This is a genomic window from Burkholderia sp. AU28863, from assembly GCF_002223195.1.
GTDB classification, from domain to species: Bacteria; Pseudomonadota; Gammaproteobacteria; order Burkholderiales; family Burkholderiaceae; genus Burkholderia; species Burkholderia sola.
The window spans coordinates 581,161-597,601 of the sequence record NZ_NKFE01000005.1 but is presented as its reverse complement, the minus strand read 5'-3'; the positions used below and the strand labels follow the sequence as shown (position 1 = coordinate 597,601).

General features: G+C 67.8%; 15 protein-coding genes. 3 read left to right on the top strand and 12 right to left on the bottom strand.

All coding sequences use genetic code 11. From position 1 onward, the window contains the following. Positions 1–15: 15 nt before the first annotated feature. The 5 genes from CFB81_RS19185 to CFB81_RS19165 form a co-directional block, all read right to left on the bottom strand. Positions 16–1,434, bottom strand: coding sequence for an MFS transporter (locus tag CFB81_RS19185; RefSeq protein ID WP_089436188.1), 1,419 nt, complete (start codon positions 1,432–1,434; stop codon positions 16–18). A gap of 256 nt (positions 1,435–1,690) precedes the next feature. Further along, entirely contained in the window at positions 1,691–2,527 is an 837-nt protein-coding gene (locus tag CFB81_RS19180; protein WP_089437063.1) for an ABC transporter permease, read from the bottom strand. 37 nt (positions 2,528–2,564) lie between these two features. Beyond that, positions 2,565–3,830: an ABC transporter permease gene (locus CFB81_RS19175; RefSeq protein WP_069618665.1), complete on the bottom strand. Its 1,266-nt coding sequence runs from the start codon at positions 3,828–3,830 to the stop codon at positions 2,565–2,567. A gap of 111 nt (positions 3,831–3,941) precedes the next feature. Beyond that, complete coding sequence (locus tag CFB81_RS19170; protein ID WP_089436186.1) at positions 3,942–4,988, bottom strand: ABC transporter substrate-binding protein; 1,047 nt, start codon at positions 4,986–4,988, stop codon at positions 3,942–3,944. 76 nt (positions 4,989–5,064) lie between these two features. After that, positions 5,065–6,168 (bottom strand): ABC transporter ATP-binding protein, encoded by a 1,104-nt coding sequence (locus CFB81_RS19165; RefSeq protein ID WP_089436185.1) that lies wholly within the window; start codon positions 6,166–6,168, stop codon positions 5,065–5,067. A gap of 185 nt (positions 6,169–6,353) precedes the next feature. Between CFB81_RS19165 and CFB81_RS19160 the strand changes: the two genes are divergently transcribed. Beyond that, complete coding sequence (locus CFB81_RS19160) at positions 6,354–7,877, top strand: PLP-dependent aminotransferase family protein (protein WP_089436184.1); 1,524 nt, start codon at positions 6,354–6,356, stop codon at positions 7,875–7,877. A 30-nt stretch (positions 7,878–7,907) separates the two neighbouring features. Here the strand turns inward: CFB81_RS19160 and CFB81_RS19155 are convergent, their stop codons facing one another. From CFB81_RS19155 to CFB81_RS19130, 5 genes are all read right to left on the bottom strand, one after another. Then, positions 7,908–8,942 (bottom strand): lipase secretion chaperone, encoded by a 1,035-nt coding sequence (locus tag CFB81_RS19155; RefSeq protein ID WP_089436183.1) that lies wholly within the window; start codon positions 8,940–8,942, stop codon positions 7,908–7,910. A gap of 3 nt (positions 8,943–8,945) precedes the next feature. Continuing rightward, entirely contained in the window at positions 8,946–10,040 is a 1,095-nt protein-coding gene (locus CFB81_RS19150; RefSeq protein ID WP_089436182.1) for a triacylglycerol lipase, read from the bottom strand. Positions 10,041–10,261: 221 nt separating this feature from the next. Then, entirely contained in the window at positions 10,262–12,394 is a 2,133-nt protein-coding gene (locus CFB81_RS19145) for a TonB-dependent copper receptor (protein ID WP_089436181.1), read from the bottom strand. 82 nt (positions 12,395–12,476) lie between these two features. Continuing rightward, entirely contained in the window at positions 12,477–12,845 is a 369-nt protein-coding gene (locus tag CFB81_RS19135) for a DUF2946 domain-containing protein (RefSeq protein ID WP_089436180.1), read from the bottom strand. 158 nt (positions 12,846–13,003) lie between these two features. Beyond that, positions 13,004–13,540 carry a cytochrome b gene (locus CFB81_RS19130; protein ID WP_089436179.1) on the bottom strand — a complete coding sequence of 179 codons (537 nt, stop codon included), beginning with the start codon at positions 13,538–13,540 and terminating at the stop codon, positions 13,004–13,006. 228 nt (positions 13,541–13,768) lie between these two features. On the opposite strand from CFB81_RS19130, the gene CFB81_RS19125 reads away from it, so the two are divergent. Continuing rightward, positions 13,769–14,407 (top strand): Pr6Pr family membrane protein, encoded by a 639-nt coding sequence (locus CFB81_RS19125; protein ID WP_089437062.1) that lies wholly within the window; start codon positions 13,769–13,771, stop codon positions 14,405–14,407. A 65-nt stretch (positions 14,408–14,472) separates the two neighbouring features. Here the strand turns inward: CFB81_RS19125 and CFB81_RS19120 are convergent, their stop codons facing one another. Beyond that, positions 14,473–15,207, bottom strand: coding sequence for a M23 family metallopeptidase (locus tag CFB81_RS19120; RefSeq protein WP_069618485.1), 735 nt, complete (start codon positions 15,205–15,207; stop codon positions 14,473–14,475). Positions 15,208–15,626: 419 nt separating this feature from the next. On the opposite strand from CFB81_RS19120, the gene CFB81_RS19115 reads away from it, so the two are divergent. After that, positions 15,627–15,947 carry a hypothetical protein gene (locus CFB81_RS19115; protein ID WP_011694691.1) on the top strand — a complete coding sequence of 107 codons (321 nt, stop codon included), beginning with the start codon at positions 15,627–15,629 and terminating at the stop codon, positions 15,945–15,947. Between the two features lie 111 nt (positions 15,948–16,058). Here CFB81_RS19115 and CFB81_RS19110 read toward each other — a convergent pair whose 3' ends face one another. Further along, positions 16,059–16,403, bottom strand: a complete 345-nt coding sequence (locus tag CFB81_RS19110) for a DUF4148 domain-containing protein (RefSeq protein ID WP_069618486.1) — start codon at positions 16,401–16,403, stop codon at positions 16,059–16,061. Positions 16,404–16,441 lie beyond the last annotated feature (38 nt).

Genomic DNA, 16,441 nt, shown 5'->3' with positions numbered 1-16,441 from the left:
TGATCGTCCCGCACGCTACTCCGTCGCCGGTTCCTCCACGCGTTCCGACACGACCGGCGCGCCGGCCCGATGCGACGGCGCGAACAGCCGCAGCCCGCTCGCGACGCTCGCCGCGCCCGCGAAACCCGCACCGAGCATCAACGCAAGCGTCGGCCCGTGGCGGCCCGCGATCCCGAACGACAGCGCCACCAGCGCCGCGCCCGTCGCCTGACCGATCAGCCGCGCGGTCGCGATGATCCCGCTCGCGCCGCCGCTGCGCTCGGGCGGCGCGCTCGACATCAGCGCCTTCAGGTTCGGCGACTGGAAGAAGCCGAAGCCCGCGCCGCACAGCATCATCCGCCAGCCGATGTCGACGACGCCCGGCGACGCCGGCAGCGCGGCAAGCGACACCATGCCCGCACTCAGCAACGCCAGGCCGATCGCGCCGAGCAATCCGGGCGGGTAACGATCCGACAGCCGCCCCGCGATCGGCGCGGCGAGCGCGACGATCGCCGACCACGGCGTCATCAGGAATCCCGTCTCGACCGCGTTGCGATGCAGGACGGTTTCGAAATAGAACGGCAGCGACACGAACGCGAGTCCCTGCGCGGCGAACGCGCACACGGCAGTCAGCGCGGACAGCGTGAACACGGGCCGGCGGAACAGGTCGACCGGCAGCATCGGCGCCGGATGCCCGGCCTGGCGGCGGATCAGCAGCCAGCCGAATGCGAATGCCACCGCGGCCGCCGCGAACACGACCGACAGCGGCCCGCGCTGCGCGAATTCGCCGAGCGCGAAAATCAGCGACGCGAACGTGATCACGTTGAACAGCGCGGCCACCGGATCGAACGCATGCTTGCCGCGCGCCGTCTGCGGCAGCGACGGAATCGCCACCGCGAGCGCGAACACGCCGAGCGGCACGTTCACCGCGAACAGCCACGGCCACGCGGCCACCGACAGGATCAGCGACGCGATCGTCGGCCCCACCGCGAACGACACACCGACGACGAGCGCGTTGAAGCCGACGCCGCGCCCGAGCCGGTGCGCGGGAAACAGGCCGCGGATCAGCGCGACGTTGACGCTCATGATCGCGCTCGCGCCGAAGCCCTGCACGATGCGCGCGGCCGTCAGCATCGGCAGCGTCGCCGCGAGCGAACATCCGAGCGACGCCAGCGTGAACACCGCCAGCCCGGCGACATACACGCGCTTGTGGCCGACGATGTCGCCGAGCGACGCGAACGGCAGCAGCGTCGCGACCATCGCGAGCTGGTACGCGTTGATGATCCACACGGACGCGGCCGGCGACGCATGCAGGTCGGTCGCGATGGCGGGCAGCGCGGTGTTCGCGATCGCGGTGTCGAGCGTCGCGAGCGCGACGGCCAGCAGCACGGCGGCCATCGCGCGCCAGTTGACGGCCGGCTCGCGCGCGCCGGCGGGGGAAGCGAATTCGGACAAGATGGGCTCGGCTGACGAGCGACGCGTGGCGCCGCGGATTGAGCGGCGCGGCACCGGATGCTCCGTGCAGCAGCGATGGAGTGCGCGGCACCGCGACCCGTATTGTTGCAGAGCCGTATCGAACGTGCAGGCGAGCGCTTCGTCAGTCAGCGAAACGAAAGCTTCGGCACGCCGCGCCGCGCACGCGGCATCATCGAAGAAGCAACGATCGGCGGGCTCGCGGCCTGCCGGACGGCGTTCGGCGGGCCGCCGCTATTTACGACACCGCACGCCGCGCATTGCGGCCGCGCAGCCATTCGAGCGCGAGCAGCAGGCTCGTCGAGAAGATGATCAGGATCGTTGCGAGCGCAGCGATCGTCGGACTGATGTTTTCGCGGATGCCCGTGAACATCTGGCGCGGCAGCGTCGTCTGGTCGGCGCCCGCGAGGAACAGCGTGACGACCACTTCGTCGAACGACGTCGCGAACGCGAACAGCGCGCCCGACATCACGCCCGGCGCGATCACCGGCAGCGTCACGCGGAAGAAGGTCGTGACCGGATTCGCGCCGAGCGACAGGCTCGCGCGCACGAGGTTATGGTTGAAGCCCTGCAGCGTCGCGGCCACCGTCGTCACGACGAACGGCACGCCAAGCGCCGCGTGCGCGGCGATCAGCCCCGTGTAGGTATTCGCGAGCCCGAGCGGTGCGAAGAACAGGTACATGCCGACGCCGACCACGACGACGGGCACGATCATCGGCGACAACAGTACGGCCATCAGCAGCCCCTTGCCGCGGAAGTCGGCTTTCGTCAGGCCGATGGCCGCGAGCGTGCCGAGCACGGTCGCGACGACGGTCGCCGACGGCGCGACGATGAAGCTGTTCTTCGCGGCCATCCGCCACTCGTCCGAGGCGAGCAGGTTCTCGTACCAGCGCATCGAGAAGCCCGGGATCGGATAGACGAGGAACGTGCTCGACGAGAACGACAGCGGCACGATCGCGAGCACCGGCAGGATCAGGTACAGCAGCGTCAGCACGACGAGCACGCGCAGCGCGACGTACCACGCGCGCTCGACGAACGACATGTGCGGCGCGAACAGCGGCCTGGCGAGTTTCATGATCGGCATCCCCTTCCCGTTTCCCTGTGCCCGGCGCTCAGCCGAGGCTCACGTTGGTGCGCGTGAAGCGCCCGTACACCGCATACAGCACGAGCGTCGCCGCGAGCAGCAGCCCGCCGAGCGCACACGCCATGCCCCAGTTGATCGTCACGTTCGTGAAGTACGCGACGTAGTAGCTGACCATCTGGTCGTTCGGCCCGCCGAGCAGCGCGGGCGTGATGTAGTAGCCGATCGCGAGGATGAACACGAGCAGCGCGCCCGCGCCGACGCCCGGATAGGTCTGCGGCACGTACACGCGCCAGAACGCGGCGAACGGATGGCTGCCGAGCGACACCGCCGCGCGCTGATAGGTCGGCGGGATCGACTTCATCACGCTGTAGAGCGGCAGGATCATGAACGGCAGCAGGATGTGCGTCATCGAGATGTACACGCCGACGCGGTTGAACAGCAGCGTCAGCGGATGCGAGATCAGCCCGCTGCCGAGCAGCGCCGTGTTGATGAGCCCTTCGCTTTGAAGCAGCACGATCCATGCGGCGACGCGCACGAGCACCGATGTCCAGAACGGAATCAGCACGAGGATCATCACGAGGTTCGCGCGCCGTTCCGACAGCGTCGAGATCCAGTACGCGAGCGGATAGCCGAGCAGCAGCGCGAACAGCGTGACGGCCACGCCGATCACGAACGTGCGCCCGAAGATCGCGAGGTAGATCGACTGGTCGGGATCGGCCTGCACGATATGGCCGAAGCCGTCCTGCTTGTGATCGAGCGCGGCGAGCAGGTAGAACGGCGACACCTGGCTGCCGTTCTTCGCGATCGACTGCCAGTATGCGACGTCGCCCCAGCGCGCATCGAGATCGATGAATTTCGCGCGGGTCTGCGCGGGCGTCAGCGCCGCGTCGCCCGCGTTACCGTCGCCCTTCAGCGGCATCGCACGCGCCGTCTTCGCGACGAGCGAGCGATAGCCGGGAATCTCGGTGTTCAGGCGCCGCGCGAGCGCGCCCATCGCCTCGCTGTCGGCCACCTTCGTCATGTCGGCCGCGAGCGCGACATAGGCCGCATCCGCCGGCGGCGTCTTGCGGTCCCAGCCCGACAACGCGGCGACCGTGTTCGGCAACGCGGTCGCGATCTCCGGGTTCTGCACCGCGCGCGTGAGCAGCGTGCCGATCGGCACGACGAAAATCAGCAGCAGGAAAATCGCGAGCGGCGCGATCAGCAGCAGCGCCATCGTGCGCTTGCGGGACTCGGCGGCCTTCAGCTCGCGCTTGAGCGCGGCGGTCGACGGCGAGGAAGGCGCGATCGTCATCGTATCCAACGGTTTTCTCCGGCCGGGCACGTTCCGGCGGAATGCCGCGCGACGCGATCGACGCGTCGCGCGGCCGGTTGCATCACGACACCCGTGAGGATGCCTGACCGGTTACTTCGTTGCCCACGCGGCGAAGCGCTGTTCGAGCTCGTCGCTGTGGTCGGTCCAGAAGCCGATGTCCTCCAGTACCGCGTTCTTGCCGTTGGCCGGCGAGTTCGGCAAGTTGGCGAGCGTCTTCGCGTCGAGCGACTTGATCGCGGCGACGTTCGTCGGGCCGTACGCGATGTGCTGCGCATACGCCTGCTGCGGCTTCGGCGTCAGCGAGTAAGCGATGTACTGCTCGGCCAGCGCCTTGTTCGGCGAGCCCTTCGGAATCGCCCAGTAGTCGAGGTCGTAGATGCTGCCGTTCCACACGACCTTCAGGTTCTTGCCTTCCTTCTGCGCGGCGTCGATGCGGCCGTTGTACGCGGTCGACATCACGACGTCGCCGGCCACCAGGAACTGCGGCGGCTGCGCGCCCGCTTCCCACCACTGGATGTACGGCTTCAGCTCGTCGAGCTTCTTGAACGCGCGATCCTGGCCGGCCTTCGTGCCGAGCACCTTGTAGACGTCCTTCGTCGCGACGCCGTCGGCCATCAGCGCGAATTCGAGGTTGTACCGCGCGCCCTTGCGCATCCCGCGCTTGCCGGGGAATTTCTTCACGTTCCAGAAATCGGCCCAGCCGGTCGGCGCCGACTTCAGCTTGTCCGCGTTGTACGACAGTGCGGTCGACCACACGAAGAAGCCCACGCCGCACACCTGCGGCGCTTCCGGAATCAGGTCGGATTTCTTCGCGATCTTCGACCAGTCGAGCTTCTCGTACAGCCCTTCGTCGCAGCCGCGGTTCAGGTCGCCCGATTCGACTTCGACCACGTCCCAGTTGACGTGCTTCGCCTCGACCATCGCCTTCACCTTCGCCTGCTCGCCGTTGTACTCGACGGCCGTGACCTTGTTGCCGGTCGCCTTCTCGAACGGCTGGTTGAACGCGACCTTCTGCGCGTCGCCGTTCGCGCCGCCGAAGTTGACGACCGTGAGCTCGGCAGCGGTGGCCGATGCACCGAACGCGACCAGTGCCAGCGCGAGCGCCGTGCGGCGGGCGGTAAAGCTTGCTCGTTTCATGATGGTTCCTCTCCTCTCGTGGTGGAAGTAGGCTTTGTTGTTGACGACGTGCTGCGGAAAACCGGGTAAACCATGCTCACGCGAACACGCGCAGGTGTTCGGGCGAGAACGCAAGCGAGACCGGTGCGCCGGGCGAGAACGCGTCGAGCGCGCCGGTGCCGAGCGGCACCTTCACGAAGCATTCGTCCTGGCCCGGCAGTGCGCAGCGCATGCGCACGTGATCGCCGAAATAGATGAGGCTGCGCGCCTCTCCGCTCACGCAATTGGCGGCGGCGCCATTCGCGCCGTTCGCGCCGTGTGTGGCAAGACTCATGCGCTCGGGGCGGATGCACGCGACGGCCGATGCGCCTTCGGCGGCTTCGCCGATATGGCGGCCGACGAGCTTTGTGCCGTCGTCGAGCCGGAATTCGCAGAATTCGCCGTCGACGCGCGCGATGGTGCCGCGCAGCCGGTTGCTGTCGCCGATGAAGTTCGCGACGAATTCGTTGCATGGCGATTCGTACAGGCGGTCGACGGTGTCGAGCTGCTGCACGATGCCCTTGTCGAACACGGCGACGCGATCGGACATCGTCAACGCCTCGCCCTGGTCGTGGGTCACGTACACGAAGGTCACGCCGAGCTTTTCGTGCAGCGCCTTCAGTTCGTACTGCATGTGTTCGCGCAGCTGCTTGTCGAGCGCGCCGAGCGGCTCGTCCATCAGCACCAGCTTCGGCTCGAACACGAGCGCGCGGGCCAGCGCGATGCGCTGCTGCTGGCCGCCCGACAGTTGCGCCGGATAGCGTTTCGCGAAGCGTTCCATCTGCACCATCTTCAGCGCATGCGCGACGCGCTCCGCGCGCTCGGCGGGCGGCAGCTTGCGCACCGTCAGCGGATACGCGACGTTCTGCTCGACCGTCAGGTGCGGAAACAGCGCGTAGTTCTGGAACACCATGCCGATGTTGCGCTTGTGCGGCGGCACGTTGTTCAGCAGCTCGCCGTCGAGGCGGATCTCGCCGCCGGTCGGGAATTCGAAGCCGGCGAGCATCATCAGGCAGGTCGTCTTGCCCGAGCCGGACGGCCCGAGCAGCGTCAGGAATTCCCCTCGGTGGATGTCGAGGTCGAGCGATTTGACGACCAGCGTCTCGCCGTCGTAGGTCTTCCGCACGCCGCGAAAGCTGACGATCACATCATCGGACTTCATCGTGGCTGTCCCCTTGCTGCGCAACAAAACGTTTATGAACGCCCCAACCTGTCGCTGCGCGCCAGGCCCCCCGAGGGGTCAAGAAAACTTGGGGCGGCCCGGCGTTTTCTTGTGAGATGGACCGACTATACGGCCCGCACGGTTCTATACTAGGGAACCATTTCAATATTCCTAGTAGGACCACTTTGGATACCGTGATCCTCGCCGACTGGCTGTCCGCCCGTCTGGACCGCAACTCGCCCGAACCGATGTACCGGCAACTGCTGCAACTGATGCAGCAGGCCATCCTGACCGGGGAATTGGGGCCCGGCACAAAGCTGCCGAGTTCGCGCACGCTCGCGGGCGACCTGTCGATCGCGCGCAATACGGTGCTGCACGTGTACGACCAGTTGACGGCCGAAGGCTACGTGCTGACGACGACCGGCAGCGGCACCTACGTGGCCGACACGCGGCCGGACGCCGCGGCGATCCGTGTGCCGGGCGCCGCGCCGCCGCCGTCGGCCGCCGACGAACTGCCGCCGCCCGACGCACAGGGCAGCCTGTCGATGCGCGGGCGGCAACTGGTCGAGCATGCGGGCGTGTCGCGGCGCCAGTGGGGGGCGTTCATGCCGGGCGTGCCGGACGTGGCGGAATTCCCGAGCCGCACGTGGAGCCGGCTGCAGGCGCGGCTGTGGAAGGAGGCCAATCCGGAACTGCTGACCTATGCGCCGGGCGGCGGCTACCGACCGCTGCGGCGCGCGCTCGCCGACTACCTGCGCGTCGCGCGCTCGGTCAAATGCTCGCCGGACCAGGTGATCATCACGACCGGTATTCATCAGTCGATCGATCTCGCGGTGCGGCTGCTGTCCGACATCGGCGATCGCGCGTGGGTCGAGGAACCGTGCTACTGGGGCGTGCGCAGCGTGCTGCAGGCGGCCGGCCTCACGCTCGCGCCGGTGCCGGTCGACCAGGAAGGGCTCGACCCGCGCGCGAGCGACATGCAGCATCCGCCGCGGCTCGTGCTCGTCACGCCGTCGCATCAGTACCCGCTCGGGATGGTGATGAGCCTCGCGCGGCGCCGCATGCTGCTCGAATATGCGCGCCAGCACCGCTGCTGGATCATCGAGGACGACTACGACAGCGAATTCCGTTACGGCAGCCGCCCGCTCGCGTCGCTGCAGGGGCTCGACGAGGGTGGCCGCGTGATCTATGTCGGCAGTCTCGGCAAGATGCTGTTCCCGGGGTTGCGGATGGGCTACATGGTCGTACCCGAGCATCTGGTCGACACCTTCCGCACCGGGCTGTCGGAGCTGTATCGGGAAGGCCAGCTGATGCAGCAGGCCGTGCTCGCCGAATTCATCATGGACGGCCACCTCACTTCGCACGTCAGACGAATGCGCACGCTGTACGGCGAGCGCCGGCAACTGATGATCGACGCGATCCGCGCGCGCTTCGGCGACGCGCTGCCGGTGATGGGCGACGAGGCCGGCCTGCATCTGGTGCTCGGCCTGCCCGACGCGTGCGACGATCGCGCGGTCACGCAGAGCGCATTCGACGCGGGCGTGATCGTGCGCCCGCTCACCAGCTACTACAGCAACCTCGATACCGCGCGGCAGGGTTTGTTGCTCGGCTATGCATGCGTCGCGCACGAAGGCATCCGCCCCGCGTTCGACACGCTCGCCGATACCATCGAGCAACATCTGCCGCGGAACGTCACACGCGCCGCGTGAAGCCTGCCGCACACGGCGGCGCCCGGTTCGTCAATGCGCGCTGCCCGCTCCGCGATCGAGCGACGCCGCGCGCACGGCTTCGCCGGGCTTCGTGAACACACGCTGCCGCAGTGCGGCGATCTGCGCGTCGCGATCCTGCGGCGACAGGCCGGCCGACTCGATCTGCACACGCTGCGCCGCGTAGTCCGAGTAACGGCTCTGCCACGATGCATCGTCCTGCTGCATCTGCGCGACGCGCGCGGCGGCTTCGGGGCCGAGCGTCTGCGTCAATTGCGCGCGCATCGCGTCGGGCGTCGCGCCGCGCTTCTGCAATTGCGCGATCTGGTCGATCGCGGCGCGCTGCCGGTCCACCTGCTGCCGCGCCGCGCGTTCGTCGGCCGGCATCTGCTGCTCGAGCGCCGCGAGCCGCTCGGCCTTCTGCGCGTCGGTCAATGAGCGATCCTGGGCAATCTTCAATCGCGCGAGGTCATAGCGCTGACGCCACTGCTCCGCGCCGAAGAACGGCTGGCTCCAGTCGCCGAGCGTGCGATACGCGATCGACGCGCGCTGGTCGAGCGCGAGCTGCAACGCGCCCAGGTCAGCCTTGTCGACCGCACCGGCATCGCTCAATTTGGCGAGCGCATCGAGATACGCGCGGTACCGGCGCCACACGTCGAGCGCCTCGGCCTGCGCGACCGAACCGTCGAGCTGCGCGGCGATTTCGCGTACGACGAACGCATCGAGCGCGGCCGCGCTCAGATCGCTCTGCGCGGTCAAGCAATAGTCGAAGAAATCGCGCACTGCGCGCGATTTCGCGAGATGGCCGCCCGCATCGAGCGGCAGGCGCGGCGCGCTGGAACCGGCGAGCGACGTCGGCAACCCCGCACTGGCCGGTACGGCCGGCTGCGGCGCAGCGGCGGCCACGCCGCCCGTCGCGGCCGCATCCGGCACGTCAGCCGCGGCGCCCGTGCCGCGATGCGATCCCGCAGCGCTCCACATCGCGACGCCGGCAATCGCCACCAGTCCCACCACACCGTAGATCGCCGCGCGCCGCGCCAGCGGCGCGCGCCCTTCACGTGCCGCCATCGATCACACGCCCGCGAGTTTCAACCGGTTCGCATGCGTGCGGATCACCGCGACCGGATCTTCCGCATACGCGCCGCGCACGCCGAGCAGCTGGTTGATCTCGTCGATGTGGTTCCACTTGTAGCTCGTGCTCAGCACCTTGCCGTACAGCGCGCTGCACTTCGATACGAGCCCGTCGTTCTGGCCCGAGCCTCGGTTGATCATCACCGTGCCCGTGCCAAGCAGCGCGAGTGTCGACAGGTCGAGCGCGTTCGCCGGATCGACGACCGGAATCGTGCTCGTGTCCGTCGCGCCCGTCACGCCGAGCACGGAAAGCGTCGGCTGGATCGCCGTGCCGGCCCACGAATACAGCAGATGCGTGTTGCCGCCGACGGTTTCGGTCGGTGCGCCGGTCTGGCAGCTTCCGGGCGCGCCGAGGCCCGCGCTCGGATAGTTCTGGTTGTAGATGGCGGCCTGCGCGCTCGTCAGCGTCTTCAGTGACGCGAGCGCGTCCTGATTCGTGTTGTGGCTGCTGCTCGTCAGGATCCCGAACACATTGACGAACGCGGCGATCACCGTCGACGACAACCCGGTCGGATCGTATGCGAGCACGCCCTGCACGAAGTCGGCGAACTCGGAGCCGCGATGCGGCGTGCCGATCGTCGTCACCGACGCGACGAGATCGGGTGCGACGGCCGCGACATAGCGCGACGTCAGCCCGCCCTGGCTGTGCCCGACGAGATTGACCTTGGTCGCGCCGGTCGCGGCGAGCACCGTCTTCACGTAAGCGAGCAGCTGTTCGCCGCGCCCGTTCGGGCCGTCGTCGCTCTGGAAGCCCGACAGGTTCGCGACGTAGACGGTCGCGCCATGCTGCTGCAAGTCTTCCTGGATGCCGTACCAGTAGTCGAGTACGCCCGCATACTTGTCGGTGCCGGTCAGCCCGTGCACGAGAATGATCGGATAGCGCGTCGTCGCATAGTCGTCGGCGGGCGCGGTTGCCGCCATCGCCGTGTGCGTCGTCGCGAGCGTCGTCAGCGCGGTCGTCGCCGCGAACGGCGCGACGCTCATCGCGCATGCCACTGCCCCTGCCATTACCCTTGAACGCATCGATCTGGCCATGCATGTTCTCCTGATTATTGTGCTGCCGGTGCGGATGACACCGGATCGACACGCACGCCGCATTGCGCGCACCGCGTGGGTCGAATGCGGGAGTGAAGCACGACTCGCGAACGTTTGCGCCCCGACTAGATACGGCTCTCTAATCGGTTGACGCGCGCCGCCCGTTCGGGCGGTGCGGCGTTCAGGCACGCGCATGCTGCGACGCACACGCGCGATCCGGGCTACAGCTTCGCGCTCACGCGCACCCATGCGGTACGCCCCGGCTCCATGACCGGCGCGTTCGCCGGATAGCCGAATCCGGCATTGCCGGCGAGGTTCAAATGCTCGGTGTAGGCCTTGTTCAGCACGTTATCGACGCCGACCGAGATCTGTACGGTCTTGCTGACGTTGTACTGCGTATGCAGCGACAACACGCCGAATCCGGCGCTCGGGCCGAAGTCCTTGCCGACCACGTTGCCCTCGTTCGGCGCGTAGCGATGCTGCGGCGCAACGACGCGCCACAGCCCGCCCGCCGACCATGCGCCGCGCGTGTATTCGAGCCCGATGCGCGCTTCGAGCGGCGGCATCTGCGGCAGCGGATCGCCGTTCGCCACGTTGCGCCCCCACGCATACGCGAGCGACGTCTCGACGCGCAGCGGCGCGACCGGCCGCCACGACACGCCGGCTTCGCCGCCCATGATCTGCGCGTTGACGTTGGTGGCCTGCGTGCTCGGGCCCATCATGCCGGCCGCATAGTTGAACAGGATGAAGTCCTGGACGTAGCCCGCGTACGCGGACACCCACGCATCGAACCGGTCGCTCTTGTATTGCGCGCCGACGTCGAGCTGGGTGGTCTTCTCCGGCTGCACCGCCGAGAATGCGTTGACCGAACCGGCCGGCCCGCGCGTCGCGGAAAACAGTTCCCAGTAGTCCGGATAACGCTCCGCGTGGCCGATCCCCGCGTACCACGTGACGGGCAGCGACGCGAGATCGCGCTCGTAGCGCACGAAGCCGCTCGGCAGCACCTTCGTCCGATCGTCGTCGAAAGTCGGATTCGGCTTGCTCGTCATCATCCCGCGCTTCATCGCGCGCTTGTCGCGTGCGCTCGCATAGTCGACGCGCGCGCCGCCGATCACGCGCGCGACGTCGCTCGCATACCACGTCAGCTCGCCGAACACGCCCGCGTTCCACATCGTCGCCTGCGCATCCCACGGCTGGTCGCGGTAGTTCTGCCACCCCATCGACGAACGCGAATCGAGCCGGTTCGACTGCGCATCGACACCCGTGACGAGCTTGACGTCGTCGCCGAAGCGCAACGTCGCGGACGCACGCGCGCCGACCGTGCGGCGCCGCACGTCCGCGGCCATGCGCATCGGCATGCTGCTCGTCGGGTCGGGCTGCCGCAACGTGTAGTTGTCCATCACGTGATCGGCTTCGTTGTAGTACACGCGCGCCTCGATCCGGTCGAGCACGTCGCCCAGATGCCGCTTGTCGAACGACAGCCCGAACGTCTCGCGGCGAAAATGCGCGCCGTCCATTCCGCGGCCCGCATAGCGCGCATAGCCGTCGCCGGTGCCGGCGGTCAGCTCGACGCGCGTATGGTCGTCGGGCGTCCAGCCGAGCGCTGCATCGGCGTTCCATTTGTCCCACTGCGACGGCACGGTGTTGCCGTTGCCGTCCTGGTAGTCCTGCGAATGCGCGTGGTTCGCGGTGACGCGGCCATAGACGTCCGGCGTGCCGGCGGTCAGGTCGACGTTCTGGTCGTTGCGGCCGAACGATCCGCCGACGAGGCCGCCGTCGACGCGCATGCCGGGTCGCTCGAAACGCGGCGTCACGCGTTCGAACAGCACGGTGCCCGCCGACGCGCCCGGACCGTACAGCACGGTCTGCGGCCCCTTCACGACGGTGACCTTGTCATAGCTTTCCGGCGCGATGTACGACGTCGGCGCATCCATCCGGTTCGGGCACGCGCCAAGCGTCGGCATCCCGTTCGCGAGGATGTTCAGCCGCGATCCGAACATCCCGCGCAGCACGGGGTCGCCGTTCGTGCCGCCGCTGCGGATCGACGTGAAGCCCGGAATCGTCTTCAGGTAATCGGCGCCGTCGCTGGCGGGCAGCGGCTGGCGCGGCGCCTTCGGATCCGTGACGACGACGAGCGGCGTCGACAGCGGCGACGCGACGACTTCGACGGGCGGCAACAGCATGGCCGCATCGCCCGTCGGCGCACCTTCAGCACGCGTGGTGTCGGCAGCGGCAGCGCTCGCGGCCAGCGCGCCGACGGCGAGCGCGGGAACGGTGAGTTTCAGCATGCGCGGCAGAGGCCGCACACCGGCATTGCGTAGCGCCCGCGGCGCACGCAACTGGGAATTGGTCATGATCGAAAGCCCGAGTGACACCCTCCACGCGGCCTCGACGGGCCGCACGGATAGTGGCGGTGATAAGAACGGAAGAAACGCGTCAGGCGCGCTCGGGCGGTGCGCGCGGATAGGCGCGCGGATAGTGGTCGCCGCGTGCCGCGACGGCAGGCGACGCGGCGGCGGAAACGGAAACGACGGGAATGGAGCCGACCGACACGGCGGCAGGCGCGCCGATGGCCAGGCTATGCGCGAAGAAGCCGCAGTAGCCGCATGCGTCGAGATGCAGCGCATGATCTTGCATGCCGCGCGCATCGGACGAACGATGCGCAGCATGCTCCGTACTGCAGACGATCGCCTCGGGCGTGGCCGTCTGTGCGATACGCCACTGCGACACCAGCGGCGCCGCGATCGCGATCCAGATCGCGAGCAGGCCAAGCCAGGCAGTCAGGTGACGATGTCGGTGCAGCATGTACGGCAACGAGTCAGCGGAATGTAAAAAAACAGCCGCGATGTTACAGAATGTTCAACGTGATGACCAGTGCGGACGCACGGTAAACGAACCGGGGGCGCATGGTTGTCGACACAACCATGCGCCCCCGCGTGCTGCACGTGCCGGCAGCCGGACGATCAGGGAACCATGCGCCGCAGCACGTCGTCGCGCCGGATGAAATGATGGTAGAGCGCGGCCAGCGCATGCAGGCCGATCACGAAGTAGAACGCATTGCCGATCAGCTCGTGCACCTCCTTGATCGTGGGCCGCAGCGCCTTGTCGGGGCCGAACAGCGTGAACGACACGCCGAGCCAGTCGAGCGACACCGGCTTGCCGCCCATGTTGATCGTCATGATGCCGAGCAGCGGCTGCGCGATGATGAACGCGTAAAGCGCAAAATGCGCGAGCTTCGACAGCCAGCGCAGCAGCGTCGTCTGCGGAATCGGTTCCGGCACGCGGCTGACGACGCGCCACAGCACGCGCAGCACCGACAGCACGAGGACGAACGTACCGGCCGTCAGGTGCACGTTCATCCAGAACGCCCGGCTGTCGCTGCCCTTCGGTCCGCGGATCTCGATGGCCAGGTAGGCCAGCGCGACCAACAGGAAGATGGCCCAGTGGAAGAAGATCGCGGGCGAGCTGTAGCGCGTCTGTTTTGCGAGGATGTTTTTCATGCTTCGTCTCGTGTCGTATTCGGGAAGGGGCGCCTACTGCAAACGATCGGCGCCCGGCAAAGCTGTGGCGATTGTAGCCGCACGGGCGTCCGGTCTTGCACGGCGCGGTCAAATATCCGATGAATCGTCGGCGCGCGCCGCGCGTCGGCGCGTCCTATGGAAAATCCGCATCGCGCGCCCGGGCGGCTGTGGCACGATGAAGCTTTGGTGCGACGGCGCGCGGGCATCATGAGCAAAGCGTTCTTCGTTGCGGCCTACCGGCTGATCGCCGCATTGCTCGCGGTGTCCACCACGCTGCACAGCGTCGCCGACTACTGGCGCCTGCCAAGCTTCCATCTCGGCAACTACCTCAGCTACTTCACGCAACTGAGCAGCCTCTACGCGGCCGCGATACTGGCCGCGGGGCTGTGGCGCATCGCGCGCCCCGGCTCTGCCCGCTACGAATCGATGCGCGGCGCGGCCGTGCTGTACGTGCTGATCACCGCGATCGTCTACGAGTTGCTGCTTGCGCGGCTCGATGCGCTGCTCCACGTCACGCCGGCGTTCAACAACTGGGTATTGCACCGGATCGTGCCGGTCGTGATGCTGTGCGACTGGCTGTATGTCGAACCGCGCTCGCCGATTCCGCGCCGCAGTGCGTTCGCGTGGCTCGGCTTTCCGGTCGTCTATCTCGGCTATACGCTCGTGCGCGGCGCGGTGGAGAACTGGTACCCCTACCCGTTCGTCGATCCGCGGCCGCACGGCTACCTGCCCGTCGCGATCCAGTGTTCGCTGATCGCGCTCGGCGCGGCGGCGCTCGCGTTGTGCATTTGCTGGCTCGGTAATCATGCGAGACAGTCTGGCAGCGCGACGCTTAAGGAAGGATGAAGGCGGGAAGGTGAAAGAGGCGGGAACGTGTGCGCCGGCCGGCGCACACGTGGCGATACCGACGATCAGCCGCCGTTGCGCGGCAGGAAGTTCATCGGATCGACGACCTTGCCGTTCTGGCGGACTTCGAACTCGAACGTCGAGCGACCGCTCGCGTCGATGCCCATTTCGGCGACCGGCTGGCCCTGACGCACCGCGTCGCCTTCGTTGACGAGCAGCTTGCCGTTGTGCCCGTAGGCCGTGATGAGCCCGTTGTCGTGCTTCAGGATCACGAGCGGACCGTATGCCTTGACGCCGGAGCCGGCGTACACGACGCGCCCGTTTGCCGCGGCCCGCACCGAATGGTCGGGCCCGGATGCGGCGATCACGACGCCGCGCGTCTTGCCGGCCGAGAACGGCGCCGCGACGACGCCCGTGGCCGGCCATGCGAGCGAGCCCGGCTGGGCGGCGGCCGCGGGCGGTTGCCCGTACGAGGTCGCGGCCTGCGGCGGCGCGACCCGCAGAACCTGGCCCGGCGACACGGCGTCCGTGGGCGCCATGCGGTTCCAGTTGGCGACGTCCTGCACGCGCTGCCCGTAGGCGTTCGCGATGCCCGCCAGCGTATCGCCCGGGTTCACGCGGTAATAACCGGCAATCACGCCCGGCGTCGCCGCCGACGTGGGCGCCGGCTGGCGCGTGGGCTGCCAGCTGTCGGTCCACGGCGTCATCGTGCAGCCCGCCAGCGCAATGGCCGCGGCGACGAGCGCCGCCTGCGGCAGCCAGCGCGTGAGCGCGTCGTGGATGGGAATAGTTTCTCTCAAGGGTCCTCCCGGATTTGCGTCGTTGCGCCGCCCACCGCCCCCCGGCGCGCGACGCACGATGTCCGGCCGAACGGCCGGATCAATCAGTATCCGACCGCTTTCGCGGCCGTCAGTTTCCACAGCGGAACGTGGGTGCGAAGCGCTCACCGGCCCTTTTTCGCATCGTCCCGATCGGCAAAGATACCATTTGTCGCGGTCAGGGCCCCGACAGTTGCCCGATCCGGAAACAATCTTGCGGCGTCGCGCGGGCCCCCGGCGGCCTGTGAGCCGTGCCGGGCGGGCCGCCCGGTGGCCGCTTGCGGTTTTTCGCGGAGGCGCCCCCGGCGGCGGCCGGATCGGCGGCGTCATATTGTCCGCTTCGATCGCCGCCTATACTCGGTGATGCGCAGCGCGATCCAACGACAACGAGGAGCATGACAATGAATAACGCGACGTTTCTTTCCGTGCAGCTCGACGCCGACGATTTCGCCGGTTCCAGCGGTCTGGTCGAATTGCTCAACCGGCACCTGCTGTTCGCGACCGACGTCGCCGAAGCGGCCGATGCCCTCGTCCAGCTGGCGAGCGTCACGCACCTGACCGGCGCCACGCGCCACAGCGTCGAGCTGCCGGTCCTCGCGATCGAACGGCTGCGCGACGCGCTCGACACGCTGAGCGGTTACGACGAAACGTGGCTGCAGGTGCTGGAACCGGCGGAAGCACTGTTCCGCGATATCGGGCGCGGCAGACGCCCGCTACACTGAATGCTGGCGCATTGCGCGCCGCCAATGAAAACAGCCCGTCGTTCCGTTATGCGGAACGACGGGCTGTTGTACTACAGGGGGTCGGATCGGGTCGCCAGCGCGGCCGTACCATTAACGACCCTTGTAGACCGGTGCGCCGTCAGCGATACGCTTGACTTGCCAGCCGGTCTTGGCGGCAGCCGGTACGCCCGATTCCTGGCCGGCGGCCGGTTGTGCGCCGTAGCCGGTCGTGTCGGCGGCGGCGACGTTCTGTTGCGGGTTCACACGTGCTTCAGCAGCCTGGATGCCTTCCGGGTAGTTGGTCCGGTCGCTGCCCAGCTTGTAGCCGGCCTGTTGGAGCTGGACCAGTTCGGCCTTCACCTGGGCACGGGTGACGGGCGCGTTCTGTTGGGCGAACGAGACGGCGGGGACGGCGAGGACAGCAGCAGCAGCGAACGTTGCGATCAGCGATTTCATGATTACCTCCGGGATTTTTTTGCTCCGCCGCACACACC